This window comes from Bradyrhizobium sp. 21 (assembly GCF_023073335.1).
In the GTDB taxonomy this organism is placed as follows: domain Bacteria; phylum Pseudomonadota; class Alphaproteobacteria; order Rhizobiales; family Xanthobacteraceae; genus Bradyrhizobium.
Genome location: NZ_JADPJG010000003.1, coordinates 301,047 through 315,951, shown reverse-complemented (window position 1 = coordinate 315,951; position 14,905 = coordinate 301,047). Strand labels below are relative to the sequence as shown.

Here is a 14,905-nt window from a genome sequence, read left to right as displayed (position 1 = left end):
GATCAGAGATAGCCGGCGACGCGCAGGCGCTCGAAAGCGTCCTCGGTCTCGTGGTCGAGCGCACGGCCGGCGCGTTCCGGCACCTTGGTCTGCTCGAGCTCGATCAGGATCTCGTCGATGTTCGAGGCCGTCGAAGCGACCGGATTGGTGATGTCCTGATCACCCAGCGAGCGATAGCGCTTGCCGTCCTTGGCGAGATACAGCGGGATGATCGGAATGTTCTCGCGCTTGGTGTAGGCCCAGATATCGGACTCGGTCCAATGCAGGATCGGATGGATACGCAAATGCGCGCCCTGCGGCGGCGAGGCATTGAAATGATCCCAGAACTCCGGCGGCTGGTCGCGCACGTCCCAATTGCCTTCGAGACCGCGCGGCGAGAACACGCGCTCCTTGGCGCGCGTGGCCTCCTCGTCGCGGCGGATGCCGGCAATCAGGCCGTCAAAGCCGTATTTGCCGAGCGCCATCTTGAGACCCTCGGTCTTGCGCGCGGCGGAACGGGCGGCGGGGGGCAGCGTTGGGTCGACGGCATCGATGGGCGGGCAGGGCTCGACACGCAGATCGAGATCCCATTCCTTGCCGTAATGATCGCGGAAGCGATACATCTCCGGAAACTTCTTGCCGGTGTCGACATGGAGGGCCGGAAACGGCAGGCGGCCGAAGAACGCCTTGCGCGCCAGCCAGATCATGACATTGGAGTCCTTGCCGAGCGACCACAGCAGGGCGATCTTCTTCAGTCGGCCGAAGGCTTCGCGGAAGATATAGATGCTCTGCGCCTCGAGCTGGTCGAGGTGGTCCATGCTGGGAGCGGTCTGATCGACCGGAATTTGCTGGGAAAGGGGAGCCGTAAAGCTCTGTCCACCTGCGCCGGAATCGGTCCTGAGAAGATGCATCTCTGCCACTTTGCGTTTGGAGGCGAAAATTCTATAGTTGCAGTGCAAGAGAGCAGAAAAAATTTTCTCTTTGCGCGCCAGAAACGACACATATATAGAAAATAATTCCAGTCAACCCCGGATGTGGGGGAAGCGGGTATCGCATGCGGTTCTTGCCGGTGTTTCTCGATCTCAAGGCCGGCCCGGTGGTCCTCATCGGCGCGGGTGAGCTTTTGCGCGCCAAGCTGCGCGTGCTCGCCGCTGCCGGTGCGCGCATCCGCGTGCATGCGCTCGACGGCAATCACGATTTGAGCCTCAGCGCCGACGACGCGGCGCGTATTGAAATCGCGACGACTGATCCGCTCACTGCCGATCTCTCCGGCGTCATCGCTATTGTCTGCGCCGGCGCGGGCGATGTCGGCGTTGCGATGTCGGTGCACGCCAAGGCGCTCGGCCTGCCCGTCAACGTCATGGACGATCTCGAGCATTCGAGCTTCATCTTTCCGGCGATCGTCGATCGCGGCGATGTCGTGGTCGCAGTCGGCACCGGTGGCACTTCGCCGGTGGTGGCGCGGCGCATCCGCGAAAAGATCGAGGCGCTGCTGCCGGCGCGTATTGGCGAGCTCGCCGAGTTCATCGGCGGCTTCCGCAAATCCGTCAACGAGCGCATTGCCGAGTTTCCGCTGCGCCGCCGCTTCTGGGAGCGCGTCATCGACGGTCCGATCGGCGCCTCCGTGCTCGCCGGCCGCAAGGGTGAGGCCGACGCCGCGATCAAGGCGATTTCCGATCCGTCGGCGTTCGCGCGCGCCGACAAGCCGGAAGGCTCGGTCGCGCTGGTCGGCGCCGGCCCCGGTGATCCCGATCTGCTCACCATCAAGGCGCTGCGCGCGCTCCAGGATGCCGACATCGTCTTCCACGACGAACTGGTCTCGCCTGACATTCTCGACCGTATCCGCCGCGACACCACGCGCGTTGCGGTCGGCCGCCGCGTCGGCAAGCCCGGCATCGGCCAGGACGCCATCAACAAGCGGATGATCGAGGCAGCCCAATCCGGCCAGCGCGTGGTGCGGCTGAAGGGCGGCGATCCCTTCGTGTTCGGCCGTGGCGGCGAAGAGGTCGAAGCGCTGCGGGCTGCCGGCGTCGCTTATTCGATCATTCCCGGCATCACTGCTGGCCTCGGCGGCGCCGCCGATTTCGAGGTCCCGCTCACCTACCGTCATGAAGCGACCCGCATCACCTTCCTCACCGCGCACAAGGCGCGCGACGCCGAGATTGTCGATTGGTCGACGCTGACCGACACCAGGATGACCGTCGTGGTCTACATGGGCATGACTGCGGCGCCCGCCGTGCGTGCCGGTCTGCTCGCCGCCGGCCGCTCGCCGGAGACCCCGGTCGGCGTGTTCGCCCGCGTCACGCGTCCCGACGCGCAAGGCGCGATCGGCACGCTGCGCGACCTGCCCGAGTTGGTGCGCCGGACCAACGGCGGTCCCGCCATCCTCATCATCGGCGATGTGGTCCGGCATGCCGGTTCGCTTCGCCGTCAAACTCCCAAACAAATCATCTCTGACCTATTGGATGCAGCCGAATGACCTCTCCGCTTGAACAGAAGAAGATCAAAATCGCCGGCCCCTCGGTCGTGACCGCCAACCGCACCTGGGACGGCATCGTGGTCTACCGGACCGCGGCCAAGAGCTGGTCCCCGGACCTGTCGGAAGCCGCGATCGTGCGCAACTCCGACGAGGCGAAGGCGTTGCTTGCGGAGTCCGTGGCCGATGACGTCGGCGCGATCGGTCCCTATATCGCGCCGGTGCAGATCGGCGCGGACGGCAAGATCGAACCCGGCAATCTGCGCGAACAGATCCGCCGCACCGGTCTCACCATCGGACAGCCGGCCCAGGCTTAAGGCACTCACTTATGTATGCTTATGATGAAATCGACCGCACGCTCGTCAACGAGCGCGTCTCGGAATTCCGCGACCAGGTGAAGCGGCGCCTGTCCGGCGAGCTCACCGAGGACGAGTTCAAGATCCTGCGGCTCCAGAACGGCGTCTATCTGCAACTTCACGCCTACATGTTCCGCGTCGCCATTCCCTACGGCACGCTGGCGTCGAACCAGTTGCGGGCGCTCGCTCATGTCGCGCGCAAATACGACCGCGGCTACGGCCATTTCACCACGCGGCAGAACATCCAGTTCAACTGGATCAAGCTCGCCGAATTGCCGGATGCGCTAGCCGATCTCGCCGAGGTCGGCATCCATGCGATGCAGACGTCCGGCAACAACATGCGCAACGTCACCTCGGACCAGTGGGCGGGCGTCGCGCCCGGCGAAATCGAGGATCCCCGCATCTGGTCGGAGCTGATCCGCCAGCACACCACACTGCATCCGGAATTCTCGTTCCTGCCGCGCAAGTTCAAGATCGCGATCACCGCGTCGGACCACGACCGCGCCGCGATCAAGATCCACGACATCGGGCTGCGCCTGATCAAGAACGAGAAGGGCGAGACCGGCTTCGAGGTGCTGGTCGGCGGCGGTCTCGGCCGCACGCCGTTCATCGGCAAGACCATCAAGCACTTCGTCCACGGCCGCGACATCCTCAGCTATATCGAAGCGATCCTGCGCGTCTACAATCAGTACGGCCGCCGCGACAACATCTACAAGGCGCGCATCAAGATCCTGGTGCATGAGCTCGGCATCGAGAAGTTCTCGCGCGAGGTCGAGGATGAGTGGCAATACATCCGCAACTCCTCGCTCCAGATCGACGACGAGGTGATCGAGGACATCCGCTCGCGCTTCGCCTATCCTGCTTACGAGAAGCTGCCGCACATGCCGGACGAGCTGCGCCAGGCCGCGGCTGATCCCGATTTCGAGGCATGGCGCAAGAACTCGGTTGCCCCGCACAAGGTGCAGGGCTATTCCATCGTCACGATCTCGCTGAAGCCGATCGGCGCGCCTCCGGGCGATGCGACCGCCGAGCAGATGGACGCGCTCGCCGATCTCGCCGACAGATACTCCTTCGGTGAGATCCGCGTCGGCCACGAGCAGAACCTCGCGCTGCCGCACGTCGCCAAGCGCGACCTGCCGGCGCTGTGGAAGGCGCTCGACAAGCTCGGGCTGGCGACACCGAATGTCAATCTGATCACCGACATCATCGCCTGCCCGGGTCTCGACTATTGCTCGCTGGCGAATGCGCGCTCGATCCCGATCGCACAGGAGCTGACGCGGCGCTTCGCCAACCACGAGCTCGCCAATCTGATCGGTCGTCTCCACATCAACATCTCAGGCTGCATCAACGCCTGCGGCCATCACCATGTCGGCCATATCGGCATTCTCGGTGTCGAGAAGAACGGCGAGGAGGTCTACCAGATCACCATCGGCGGCCGCGCCGACGAGGGTGCCGCGCTCGGCAATCTGATCGGCCCCGGCGTCAAGTTCGATGAGGTCGCCGATGTCATTGAGGATGTCGTGGAAGCCTACCTTGCGTTGCGCGAGCGGCCCGAAGAGCTGTTCATCGACACTGTGAAGCGTCTCGGCGTCGAACCCTTCAAGGAGCGCGTCTATGCCACTCGTTAACGGCGGAAAAATCGCCGACGACAGCTTCGTCAAGCTCGCCGTCGACACACCGCTGCCCGAGAGCGGCGATATCCTGGTGCCGGCCGAGCGCTTCGTCGGCGAGGCGGATGCGTTGCTCAAGCGCGCCGGCAAGATCGGCGTGATCTGGCCGAACAACCGCGACATCGCCGAGCTGGTGCCCTATCTCGGCAGGATCACCGTCGTCGCGCTGGTGTTCCCGACCTTTCGCGACGGACGCGCCTACAGCCAGGCGCGGCTGCTGCGCGAGCGTTACAACTATCGCGGCGAATTGCGTGCGACGGGCCAGATCCTGCGCGACCAGTTCGTGTTCATGCTGCGCGCCGGCTTCGATTCCTTCGAGGTCAAGAAGCAGGCCGACGCGGAAGCCTTCATGCAGACCGCAAAACGCTATTCGGTATTCTACCAGCCGACCGGCGACGGCCGGATCACGGCGCTGCACCGGCGCATGCAGCTGCGTCACTCCGAAGGTGTCGGCACGTGAACGCGATAGCGCCTCAGCTTTCGTCGGCGTCCGTTTCTGCGCTGCCCTCGGCGGCGGAGCTCGATCGTGGCTTGCGCGATGCCTCGCCCGCTGAAATCATCGCCGCTGCGCTGAAGACGGTCGGGCGCGAGAAGGTCGCGCTGGTGTCGTCGTTCGGCACGGAATCGGCGACGCTGCTGAAGGTCATGGCCGAGGTCGATCCGGCGATTCCCGTGATCTTCCTCGACACTGGCTGGCTGTTCGAGGAGACGCTGGCCTATCGCGATACACTGATCGCGACGCTGGGCCTGAAGGATGTCCGCTCGATCAAGCCGGCCGAGGAGACACTGTCGCGCGAAGATCCCGACCGCGACCTCTGGTTCTCCGATCCGGACGCCTGCTGCCGTATCCGCAAGGTGGAGCCGCTTGCGCGGGCGCTGAAACCGTTCGATGCCTGGGTCAACGGCCGCAAGCGCTTTCAGGGCAGCATGCGTGCCGACATTCCGGTGGTCGAGCACGACGGCGCACGGTTGAAGTTCAATCCCTTCGCCAATGTCTCGCGCGAGGAACTCGAGGCGATCTTCACCCGCGCCAAATTGCCGCGTCATCCTCTGGTGGCGTCCGGTTTCCGGTCGGTCGGGTGTATGCCTTGCACCAGTCGTACGACCGAGGGCGAGGATGAGCGTGCCGGTCGCTGGCGCGGCCGAGCCAAGACAGAATGCGGCATTCACACGATGAAGACTTCGTAGCACAGTCGAGCTGCGAGCTCGCGAACAAGAAAATCCGGTTCCGTTGACTTAAGCCGGTTTCAATCCGAGTTATGCCTGCAGGTCTTCGCTGATATCGACGTCATCGAAGTGAATGGAGATGGACATGATGCGCCGTATCGTTCCGCTCGCTGCAGGAATTCTCGTTACCGGCTTGATGGCAAGCTCGGCTCTCGCCGCAGACATCAATCTGCTGAACGTGTCGTACGATCCGACGCGCGAACTTTATGCCGAGTTCAACAAGGCGTTCGCGAACGCCTATCAGAAGGAAACCGGCAAGAGCGTCGAGATCAAGCAGTCGCATGGCGGCAGCGGTTCGCAGGCCCGTAGCGTGATCGACGGGTTGCAGGCCGATGTGGTGACGCTCGCGCTCGCCTATGACATCGACGCGATCGCGAACAAGGGCCTCACGACGACCGACTGGCAGAAGCGGCTACCGCAGAATTCATCGCCCTATACCTCGACCATCGTGTTCCTGGTGCGCAAGGGCAATCCGAAGGGCGTCAAGGACTGGGACGATCTGCTCAAGCCGGGTGTCGCGGTGATCACGCCGAACCCGAAGACTTCGGGCGGCGCGCGCTGGAATTATCTGGCGGCCTGGGGCTTTGCGCAGAAGAAATACGGTTCGGCCGACAAGGCCAAGGACTTCATTGGAAAATTGTATCAGCAGGTGCCGGTGCTCGATACCGGTGCGCGCGGCGCGACCGTGACCTTCGTCGAGCGCGGCGTCGGCGACGTGCTGCTGGCCTGGGAGAACGAGGCCTACCTCGCCCTGAAGGAGTTTGGTCCGGAGAAATTCGAGATCGTCGCGCCGCCGCTCTCGATCCTCGCCGAGCCGCCGGTCACGATCGTCGACAAGGTTGCCGATAAAAAAGGCACCCGTAATGCGGCCGATGCCTACCTGCAGTACTGGTACACCAAGGAGGGGCAGGAGATCGCGGCGCGCAACTTTTACCGTCCGCGCGATCCCGAGATCGCCAAGAAGTATGAGAGCTCCTTCGCCAAGGTCGAGCTGTTCACGATCGACGAACTTTTCGGCGGCTGGACCAAGGCGCAGAAGGAACATTTTGCCGACGGCGGCGTCTTCGATCAGATCTACAAGAACTGATCGGGCGCTGTCGGCGGGGCTTAAACAGGGGGCCTGGTGAGCGCAATCGCAGCACGACGCCGGACATTGCCGGGCTTCGGTCTCACCATGGGACTGACGCTGTCCTGGCTGTCGGTCATCATCCTGATTCCGCTCGCCGGCCTGTTCCTGAAATCCTTTGAGCTCAGCCCCGAGCAGTTCTGGAATATTCTCTCCAGCCGACGCACCCTGAACGCGCTGCGGGTCTCCTTCGGCCTCGCCTTCGCGGCGGCCTGCGTCAATTTGGTGATGGGCAGCATCATCGTCTGGGCGCTGGTGCGTTATCGTTTTCCCGGCCGCCGGCTGTTCGATGCCATCGTCGACGTGCCCTTTGCGTTGCCGACCGCGGTTGCCGGCGTCGCGCTGACCGCGTTGTTCGCCGAGAAGGGTTGGCTGGGCGCACCGCTCGCAGCGCTCGGCATCAAGGTGGCATTCACGCCGCTCGGCATCTTCGTCGCCATGATCTTCATCGGCATTCCCTTCGTGGTCCGCACCGTGCAGCCGGTGCTGCAGGATCTCGATCCGGAGATCGAGGAAGCCGCGGGAAGTCTTGGCGCCAGCCGCTGGCAGACCATCATTCGCGTGATCCTGCCCTCGCTCGGACCGGCGCTGCTCACGGGGCTTGCGCTCGCCTTCGCCCGCGCCGTCGGGGAATACGGTTCGGTGATCTTCATCGCCGGCAATCTGCCCAACGTGTCCGAGATCGCGCCGCTCCTGATCGTGATCCGGCTGTCCGAGTTCCGCTATGCCGACGCGACCGCCATCGCGGTGGTCATGCTCGTCGTGTCCTTTGTCATCATCTTCGCCGTCAACCGACTCCAGCGCTGGGCGCAGAGCCGGATCCCGGCGCGCTGAGGACGGACCATGACGATGCAGATCGCAGATTCCGTCTCGCTCCCGGCCCCCGACGCCAAGGCACGCGCGCATGCCGCTGCGGCGCGCGACAACCTCCGCACCGAGCCGAGGGCGGTCCGTGTTGTCATCATCGCGCTGGCGATGATCTTCCTCACCGTCTTCGTCGTGCTGCCACTTGCCCTCGTGTTCGCGCAGGCCTTCTCGAAAGGAATCCTCGCCTATTTCGCCGCGCTCGCCGAGGCGGAGGCGCTTTCCGCGATCAAGTTGACGCTGTTGGTTGCGGCAATTTCGGTCGGCCTCAATCTTGTCTTCGGCTTGGTCGCGGCCTGGGCGATTGCAAAATTCGAATTTCGGGGCAAGACGTTCCTGATCACGTTGATCGACCTGCCGTTCTCCGTAAGCCCGGTGATCTCGGGCCTTGTCTTCGTGCTGCTGTTCGGCGCGCAGGGCTATTTCGGGAGCTGGCTGAGGGATCACGACATCCAGATCCTGTTCGCGGTGCCCGGCATCGCGCTCGCGACCACCTTCGTGACCTTCCCCTTCGTGGCGCGCGCGCTGATCCCGCTGATGCAGGAGCAGGGCACGCAGGAGGAGGAGGCAGCGATCTCGCTCGGGGCCTCGGGCCTGCAGACCTTCTTCCGCGTCACGCTGCCTAACATCAAATGGGGCGTGCTCTACGGCGTCCTGCTCTGCAACGCCCGCGCGATGGGCGAGTTCGGCGCGGTCTCGGTCGTCTCCGGCCATATCCGCGGCGACACCAACACGATGCCCCTGCTGGTCGAGATTCTCTACAACGAATACCAGTTCGTCGCGGCGTTCGCGATCGCATCGCTGCTGGCGATGCTGGCGCTGATCACGCTGATCGCGAAGACCGTTCTCGAAAATCATCTCGACGAAGGACACGACGCAAGTGACCATTGAAGTCAAAAATCTGGTCAAGAAGTTCGGCAGTTTTGCCGCCCTCGACGGTGTCGATCTCAAGGTCGATAATGGCGAGCTGCTCGCGCTGCTCGGTCCGTCAGGCTCCGGCAAGACCACGCTGCTGCGGATCATCGCCGGCCTCGACTGGCCTGATTCCGGTGAAGTCGCCTTCAACGGCGAGGATGCGCTGGCGCAGGGCGCGCGCGAACGGCATGTCGGCTTCGTATTCCAGCATTACGCGCTGTTCCGCCACATGACGGTGTTCGAGAACGTCGCCTTCGGCCTTCGCGTGCAGCCGCGCGCGATCCGCAAGGACGAGGCGACCATCCGTGCGCGCGTCAAGGAGTTGCTCGACCTCGTGCAACTCGACTGGCTTTCCGACCGCTATCCGAGCCAGCTCTCCGGCGGCCAGCGCCAGCGCATTGCGCTCGCCCGCGCGCTCGCGATCGAGCCGCGCATCCTCTTGCTCGACGAACCCTTCGGCGCGCTCGATGCCAAGGTGCGCAAGGAGCTGCGGAGGTGGCTGCGCTCGCTGCACCACGAGATCAACGTCACCTCGATTTTCGTTACCCACGACCAGGAGGAGGCGCTGGAAGTCGCCAACCGCGTCGTGGTGATGGACAAGGGCAGGATCGAACAGATCGGCTCGCCCGACGACGTCTACGAAACTCCGGCGACCGCCTTCGTCCACAGCTTCATCGGCGAATCCATCGAGCTGCCGGTCCACGTCGAAAGCGGCGTCATCCGGCTCGGTGACCGGGCGCTTCGGCTCGCGGCAGACGGCCTTGCGCCTGGCGCGTCAAGACTGTTCGTGCGGCGACATGACATGCTGGTCGGCCCGCCCGGCAGCGGAGCTTTCGAGGGGGCGGTTCAGCACGTCCGGAATTTCGGCCCCGTGCAGCGGGCGGAGGTCGCCCTGTCAGGCGGCGAGACCATCGAGATCGACGCGCCCCGCGACCGGGAACTGCGCGCCGGCGACAGGGTCGGCCTGGAGCCCCGCCGCTACCGCATATTTGCGGGCGCCTGAGCCGGCGCAACGGGTCAATTTTTCCTCAATATTCACCTTTCAGCCACGGTTGGTATGCAACAACGGCCCCTGATTTGGGGGCTCCTGTTCATGCGCGCTGTGGCCGCGATATCCATCACTTTGCTTCTTGCCGGCTGTGCGGGCAACGAAGCGCCGGTCCAGCAGCCGACCATGTATGCCGACATGTCCGTCCCGGGCGCCAAGCTCGACGCGCAGGCGGCCGCGATCATGATCTCGCAATACCGCCAGAACAACGCGCTTGGCACCGTCGTGATCGACCCCGATCTGATGCGGCTCGCCGAATCCCAGTCCCAGGCCATGGCTGCGGCCAACAAGATGGATCATGACGTCCGCGCGCCCTTGGCCAAGCGCCTCAGCGCCGGCGGCTATCCGGCGACCGTTGCGGTCGAAAACGTCTCGGCCGGCTATCATACGCTGGCGGAAGCGTTTTCCGGCTGGCGCGACTCGCCCCCGCATCGCGCCAACATGCTCAAGAGCGGTGTCACAAAATTGGGCATAGCGGCGGGCTATGCTCCCGGCACCAAATACAAGGTGTTCTGGACCATGATCCTGGCCTCGACGGACCCCCGATAAGCCAGACTTGATCCGGGATGCATTGACCCCGCGGCGAAACTTTCGCCACGGTGGCTCGCCTTTTGCTATTGTTCCTGCATGACCAATCATAGCCCCGAAGTCGCAACAGTCCCCGCGAATGCGCAACGCGTCCTGGTTCTCCAGGGCGGCGGCGCACTCGGCTCCTATCAGGCCGGCGCCTATCAGTCGCTGTGCCACGCCGGCTTCGAGCCGGAATGGGTCGCCGGTATCTCGATCGGCGCGGTCAACGCCGCGATCATCGCCGGCAATGAAGGGCAGACGCGCGTCAAACGGCTCAAGGAATTCTGGGAGATGGTCTCCGCGCCGGTGCCGTGGAAGCCGATCGGCAAGAGCGATCACAGCCGCGAGCTGTTCAATTCGACCAGTGCCGCATTGATCGCGACCTTCGGCGTGCCCGGCTTCTTCACACCGCGCATTCCGCCCGCGCCGCTCTGGCCGCCGGGCAGCCCGCAGGCCGAGAGCTATTACGACACCGCGCCGCTGAAGAAGACGCTGGAGCGGCTGGTCGATTTCGACCGTATCAACGATTTGAAGACACGCCTTTCGGTCGGCGCGGTCGGCGTCACCTCCGGCAACTTCAAATATTTCGACAATTTCGAGTTCAGGAAGCTCGGCAAGAAAATCGGCCCGGAGCACATCATGGCCTCCGGCGCGCTGCCGCCGGGGTTTCCGTCCGTCGTCATCGACGGTGAGCATTATTGGGACGGCGGCATCGCCTCCAACACCCCGCTCGACTACGTGCTGGACGCCGAGGTCGACCGCGACCTCCTGATCTTCCAGATCGACCTGTTCAGCGCCCGCGGCGATCTGCCGACCTCGCTGCTCGAGGCGACCGAGCGCGAGAAGGACATCCGCTTCTCCAGCCGTACGCGGATGAACACCGACAAGAACAAGCAGGTGCACAACGCCCGCAGGGCCGTGCGCGACCTGATTTCGAAATTGCCCGATTATCTCAAGAACGACCCGTCCGTGGAATTTCTTGCGAAGGTATCGCGCGAAAGCACTGTTACCGTCGTGCACTTGATCTACCGCAGCAAGAACTACGAATCCTCGTCCAAGGACTACGACTTCTCGCATGTCGCCATGGTCGAGCATTGGGAAGCCGGCGTGCGCGACGTGCATCTGTCGATGCGCCACAAGGACTGGCTCGAGCGGCCGCAATCCGGCGAGACCATGGTCACCTACGATCTCACGGGGGACGTCACCGCGCCCCCGCCAACAAGGAGCGAATAAATATGGGTAGTCTGTCAGGCAAGAACGCCGTCGTGACCGGGTCGACCAGCGGCATCGGGCTCGCTTACGCGCGCGCCTTCGCCGCCGCCGGCGCCAATGTCGTCATCAACGGCTTCGGATCGCCGGAGGACATCGAGAAGGAGCGCGCCAAGATCGAATCCGATTTCGGCGTGAAGGCGGTCTATTCGCCCGCCGACATGACCAAGCCGGCCGAGATCGCCGGGATGATCGCGCTCGGCGAGAAGAGTTTTGGTTCGGTCGACATCCTCGTCAACAATGCCGGCATCCAATTCGTCTCGCCGATCGAGGAATTCCCGCCGGAGAAATGGGACCAGATCATCGCGATCAACCTGTCCTCGGCCTTCCATGCCATTCGCGCCGCTGTCCCCGGCATGAAGAAGAAGGGCTGGGGCCGCATCATCAACACGGCGTCGGCGCACTCGCTGGTCGCCTCGCCCTTCAAGTCGGCCTATGTGTCGGCCAAGCACGGCATCGCCGGCCTGACCAAGACCGTGGCGCTGGAGGTCGCGACCAGCAAGATCACCTGCAACTGCATCAGTCCCGGCTATGTCTGGACGCCGCTGGTGGAGAAGCAGATCCCCGACACCATGAAGGCCCGCAATCTCACGCGCGAGCAGGTCATCAACGACGTGCTGCTCGACGCGCAGCCGACCAAGGAGTTCGTCACCTCCGAGCAGGTCGCAGCCCTCGCGCTGTTCCTGTGCGGCGACGACGCCGCGCAGATCACCGGCACCAATCTCTCGATCGACGGCGGCTGGACCGCGGAGTAACGCACTGTGTCATGCCCCGCGAAGGCGGGGCATCCAGTACGCCGCGGCCTATCGATTCAATCACAGTCGTCTCGGCGTACTGGATCGCCCGGTCAAGCCGGGCGATGACAGCGAGAATGGAGCGCCATTTTCGTTCAGCGCGTCCAGGCCAGCGCCGTCTCGAATGCCGAGGACAGGTGCAGCTCCGCGAACAGGATCTTGCCGGCGACCACGAACAGCACGCAGGCAAGTGTCAGGCGCAGCACCGTCTCGGGCACGCGCGTCGCGCTGAAGCTGCCGACGACGATGCCGGGCAGCGAGCCCAACAGCAGCACGCCCATCAGCGCCCAATCGACGTCGCCAAGCGCCCAGTGCCCCATTCCGGCGATCAGCGTCAGCGGGACGGCATGGGCGATGTCGGAGCCGACGATGGTCACCACCGGCAGGCGCGGATAGAGCAGCAGCAGAACGGTGACGCCGACCGCGCCGGCGCCGACCGATGAAATCGAGACCAGCACGCCGAGCACGATTCCGGTGACGACCGTCGCGATCGCGGTGGTGCGGTCATCGACCTGCTCCAGGCGCCGGCGATAGCGCTCCATGAGCGATCTGCGGAAAATCAGCGAAGTGGCAGTCAGCAGCAGTGCGAAGCAGAGCACTAGGTTGACGAGATTGCGCTCGGAATCACTCTTGAGGTCGAGCTTCCACAGCACGAGCAGCGTCAGCGCGCTCGCCGGAAGGCTGCCGCAGGCGAGCCGCAGCACCGCCGGCCAGTGCACGCTGCGCGACCAGCCATGCACCACGCTGCCGCCGGTCTTGGTGGCGGCGGCATAGAGCAGGTCGGTGCCGACCGCGGTCGAGGGATGAATGCCGAACAGCAGGATCAGCAGCGGCGTCATCAACGAGCCGCCGCCGACGCCGGTCATTCCGACCAGCAGGCCGACGCCGAAACCGGAGGCGACGTAGAGTGGATCGATCATGTCCAGGGAATCTTAGGTTTATCTCGTCAGTTGGGCAATACGACGTAGAATAAAATTTCCCTGGAATGCAACAGCTTGGGAGCAATAAGAAAAATCGTGCTGCATGTCGACGAAAGGTGGGCATTTCGCTTTGTTCCCGGGCCTGCTGCGAAACGGTCGTTCCCCGAGAGCCGCATGCGAAAGGCGGGTGTGAAGCGCCTATTTCCCAAACGCCAGCACGTGCAGGCCGAGGCGCTGTCGCACGATCCAGAACAGCAGCACCGTCTCGAAGCAGAGCGAGATCGAGGTCGCGGCGGCGGCCCCGTGGCCGCCGTAGCGCGGCACCAGCGCGATGCAAAGCACCAGGTTCATCACGAAGGCCAGCGCATAGGCCAGCGCGCAGATCTTCTGCTGGCCGAGCATGTTGAGCAGGCGCTCGACCGGGCCGATCGCGGAGCGCACCACGAGGCCGATCGCGGCGACGAACATGATGTCGTAGCCGACCGTGAATTGCGGCCCGAACAGCCAGAGCAGCGGCTTGCCGAGCGCAAGCAGCACGATGGTCGCCGCCAGCGACGGCCAGAACGTCCAGTTGATGGCATGCGCCACGTAAGCCGACAGGCGCGCCTTGTCGCCGAGCGCGTTGTATTCGGCGAAGCGATGCGCGGTCGTCGCCGACATCGCGTAGTGGATGAAGGAGACCAGCGCCAGCGTCTTCACCACGGCGAAATAGACGCCGACCTCGTCGGAGGGGCGGAACTGCTGCAGCACCAGCACGTCGGTGTAGGACAGCAACAGGTAGAAGCTTTCGACCAGCAGGATCGGGAGCGACACGGCGAGCCAGCCGCCGATGTCATAGGCCTTGGGGCCGGGCTCGATGTGGTCGGCAAGCTTGCGGTTCAGCACCACCATCTGCCCGGTCATCGCGATCCACACCGCGCCGGCGCTCGCGACCATCGCGGCAACGGCGCCGAGATGATAGCCGAGCAGGAAGGCGCCGGCCGTGATGCCGATGATCAGCGCCTGGCGGATGATGAACTGCGGCATCAGGCCGAGCTGCATCCAGTCATGCGAGCGTGCGATGCCGTCCTGGGTGTTGGCGACGACGAAAGCGGGCAGCGTCATGCAGCCAATATAGAGCGGCAGCACCTCGGCCGGATCGATCCAGGGCGCCAGTAATGTGACGATACCGGCAAGGCCGAGCGACACCAGCGCGGACACCGCAAAGACCAGCCAGCGGCTGCCGGAGAGAAAGCCGCGCAGCAGCGCATGATCGCCACTGGTGCGGTACTCCGGAATGATTTTTTGTGCGGAGGCCGAGATACCAAAGTCCATCATGCTGCCGAGCAGCAGCACCCAGGTCCAGACATAGACATAGATGCCGTAGTCGGACGTGCCCATCCAGCGCGCCAGCAGGACCTGCGAGACATAGGCGAGGCCGGCGCTGATGACGCGAATGATGAAGATGGTGCCGGCCAGCCGCCGCGTCAGCGATGCTTCGCTCGACCCGCCCGTCAATCTTTCGCGCAGCCGCGCGATCAGGCCGGCAGGTCCGGTCGTTGCGGGTTCTGCATCCATCACGGCCAATTCGAAATCCCCGGGGCGTTCCGCATGCAGCGGGAGCGCTCGGGATTAGCAACCATTCGTTAAGATTCGGTTGGGTGGAGTGTGTTGCAACCCCAACCACGCTGTCGTCCCGGCGAAGGCCGGGA

General features: G+C 64.0%; 15 protein-coding genes. 12 read left to right on the top strand and 3 right to left on the bottom strand.

Annotated features, from left to right (window positions below; all coding sequences use genetic code 11):
- Window positions 1-2: 2 nt before the first annotated feature.
- Window positions 3-797 (bottom strand): sulfate adenylyltransferase subunit CysD, encoded by a 795-nt coding sequence (gene cysD / locus IVB31_RS06560; RefSeq protein ID WP_247320377.1) that lies wholly within the window; start codon window positions 795-797, stop codon window positions 3-5.
- A 236-nt stretch (window positions 798-1,033) separates the two neighbouring features.
- On the opposite strand from cysD, the gene cysG reads away from it, so the two are divergent.
- The 12 genes from cysG (at window position 1,034) to IVB31_RS06500 (ending at window position 12,255) form a co-directional block, all read left to right on the top strand.
- Window positions 1,034-2,458: a siroheme synthase CysG gene (gene cysG / locus IVB31_RS06555; RefSeq protein WP_247320027.1), complete on the top strand. Its 1,425-nt coding sequence runs from the start codon at window positions 1,034-1,036 to the stop codon at window positions 2,456-2,458.
- Window positions 2,455-2,772, top strand: coding sequence for a DUF2849 domain-containing protein (locus IVB31_RS06550; protein WP_247320025.1), 318 nt, complete (start codon window positions 2,455-2,457; stop codon window positions 2,770-2,772). The genes cysG and IVB31_RS06550 overlap by 4 nt, the downstream gene beginning before the upstream one ends.
- Window positions 2,773-2,783: 11 nt before the next feature.
- Window positions 2,784-4,439, top strand: a complete 1,656-nt coding sequence (locus tag IVB31_RS06545) for a nitrite/sulfite reductase (protein ID WP_247320022.1) — start codon at window positions 2,784-2,786, stop codon at window positions 4,437-4,439.
- On the top strand, window positions 4,426-4,941 hold the full coding sequence (locus IVB31_RS06540; protein ID WP_247320020.1) for a DUF934 domain-containing protein: 516 nt from the start codon (window positions 4,426-4,428) through the stop codon (window positions 4,939-4,941). The genes IVB31_RS06545 and IVB31_RS06540 overlap by 14 nt, the downstream gene beginning before the upstream one ends.
- Complete coding sequence (locus IVB31_RS06535; protein ID WP_247320019.1) at window positions 4,938-5,669, top strand: phosphoadenylyl-sulfate reductase; 732 nt, start codon at window positions 4,938-4,940, stop codon at window positions 5,667-5,669. The genes IVB31_RS06540 and IVB31_RS06535 overlap by 4 nt, the downstream gene beginning before the upstream one ends.
- Window positions 5,670-5,793: 124 nt before the next feature.
- A complete protein-coding gene (locus tag IVB31_RS06530; protein ID WP_247320016.1) occupies window positions 5,794-6,795 on the top strand; it encodes a sulfate ABC transporter substrate-binding protein in 1,002 nt (333 codons plus the stop codon).
- Between the two features lie 36 nt (window positions 6,796-6,831).
- The gene (cysT, locus tag IVB31_RS06525) at window positions 6,832-7,668 is read left to right on the top strand and encodes a sulfate ABC transporter permease subunit CysT (RefSeq protein ID WP_346730855.1); all 837 of its coding nucleotides are present in this window, start codon (window positions 6,832-6,834) and stop codon (window positions 7,666-7,668) included.
- A 9-nt stretch (window positions 7,669-7,677) separates the two neighbouring features.
- Window positions 7,678-8,589: a sulfate ABC transporter permease subunit CysW gene (cysW, locus tag IVB31_RS06520; protein WP_247320013.1), complete on the top strand. Its 912-nt coding sequence runs from the start codon at window positions 7,678-7,680 to the stop codon at window positions 8,587-8,589.
- A complete protein-coding gene (locus tag IVB31_RS06515) occupies window positions 8,579-9,616 on the top strand; it encodes a sulfate ABC transporter ATP-binding protein (protein WP_247320011.1) in 1,038 nt (345 codons plus the stop codon). Before cysW ends, IVB31_RS06515 begins: the two co-directional genes overlap by 11 nt.
- Before the next feature lie 90 nt (window positions 9,617-9,706).
- On the top strand, window positions 9,707-10,210 hold the full coding sequence (locus tag IVB31_RS06510; RefSeq protein WP_247320010.1) for a CAP domain-containing protein: 504 nt from the start codon (window positions 9,707-9,709) through the stop codon (window positions 10,208-10,210).
- A 78-nt stretch (window positions 10,211-10,288) separates the two neighbouring features.
- Window positions 10,289-11,464 (top strand): patatin-like phospholipase family protein, encoded by a 1,176-nt coding sequence (locus tag IVB31_RS06505; RefSeq protein WP_247319999.1) that lies wholly within the window; start codon window positions 10,289-10,291, stop codon window positions 11,462-11,464.
- Window positions 11,465-11,466: 2 nt separating this feature from the next.
- Window positions 11,467-12,255, top strand: a complete 789-nt coding sequence (locus IVB31_RS06500; protein ID WP_106941870.1) for a 3-hydroxybutyrate dehydrogenase — start codon at window positions 11,467-11,469, stop codon at window positions 12,253-12,255.
- A 134-nt stretch (window positions 12,256-12,389) separates the two neighbouring features.
- On the opposite strand, the gene IVB31_RS06495 is transcribed toward IVB31_RS06500, so the two are convergent.
- Together IVB31_RS06495 and IVB31_RS06490 are read right to left on the bottom strand one after the other, a co-directional pair.
- On the bottom strand, window positions 12,390-13,214 hold the full coding sequence (locus IVB31_RS06495; protein ID WP_247319997.1) for a sulfite exporter TauE/SafE family protein: 825 nt from the start codon (window positions 13,212-13,214) through the stop codon (window positions 12,390-12,392).
- 198 nt (window positions 13,215-13,412) lie between these two features.
- Complete coding sequence (locus IVB31_RS06490) at window positions 13,413-14,771, bottom strand: flippase (RefSeq protein ID WP_247319986.1); 1,359 nt, start codon at window positions 14,769-14,771, stop codon at window positions 13,413-13,415.
- Between the last annotated feature and the right edge of the window lie 134 nt (window positions 14,772-14,905).

Excerpts from the sequence above, each read along its gene's own strand:
- cysD (WP_247320377.1), bottom strand. The coding sequence starts at position 797 with ATGGACCACCTCGACCAGCTCGAGGCGCAGAGCATCTATATCTTCCGC.
- cysG (WP_247320027.1), top strand. The coding sequence starts at position 1,034 with ATGCGGTTCTTGCCGGTGTTTCTCGATCTCAAGGCCGGCCCGGTGGTC.
- IVB31_RS06550 (WP_247320025.1), top strand. The coding sequence starts at position 2,455 with ATGACCTCTCCGCTTGAACAGAAGAAGATCAAAATCGCCGGCCCCTCG.
- IVB31_RS06545 (WP_247320022.1), top strand. The coding sequence starts at position 2,784 with ATGTATGCTTATGATGAAATCGACCGCACGCTCGTCAACGAGCGCGTC.
- IVB31_RS06540 (WP_247320020.1), top strand. The coding sequence starts at position 4,426 with ATGCCACTCGTTAACGGCGGAAAAATCGCCGACGACAGCTTCGTCAAG.
- IVB31_RS06530 (WP_247320016.1), top strand. The coding sequence starts at position 5,794 with ATGATGCGCCGTATCGTTCCGCTCGCTGCAGGAATTCTCGTTACCGGC.
- cysW (WP_247320013.1), top strand. The coding sequence starts at position 7,678 with ATGACGATGCAGATCGCAGATTCCGTCTCGCTCCCGGCCCCCGACGCC.
- IVB31_RS06510 (WP_247320010.1), top strand. The coding sequence starts at position 9,707 with ATGCGCGCTGTGGCCGCGATATCCATCACTTTGCTTCTTGCCGGCTGT.
- IVB31_RS06505 (WP_247319999.1), top strand. The coding sequence starts at position 10,289 with ATGACCAATCATAGCCCCGAAGTCGCAACAGTCCCCGCGAATGCGCAA.
- IVB31_RS06500 (WP_106941870.1), top strand. The coding sequence starts at position 11,467 with ATGGGTAGTCTGTCAGGCAAGAACGCCGTCGTGACCGGGTCGACCAGC.
- IVB31_RS06495 (WP_247319997.1), bottom strand. The coding sequence starts at position 13,214 with ATGATCGATCCACTCTACGTCGCCTCCGGTTTCGGCGTCGGCCTGCTG.
- IVB31_RS06490 (WP_247319986.1), bottom strand. The coding sequence starts at position 14,771 with ATGGATGCAGAACCCGCAACGACCGGACCTGCCGGCCTGATCGCGCGG.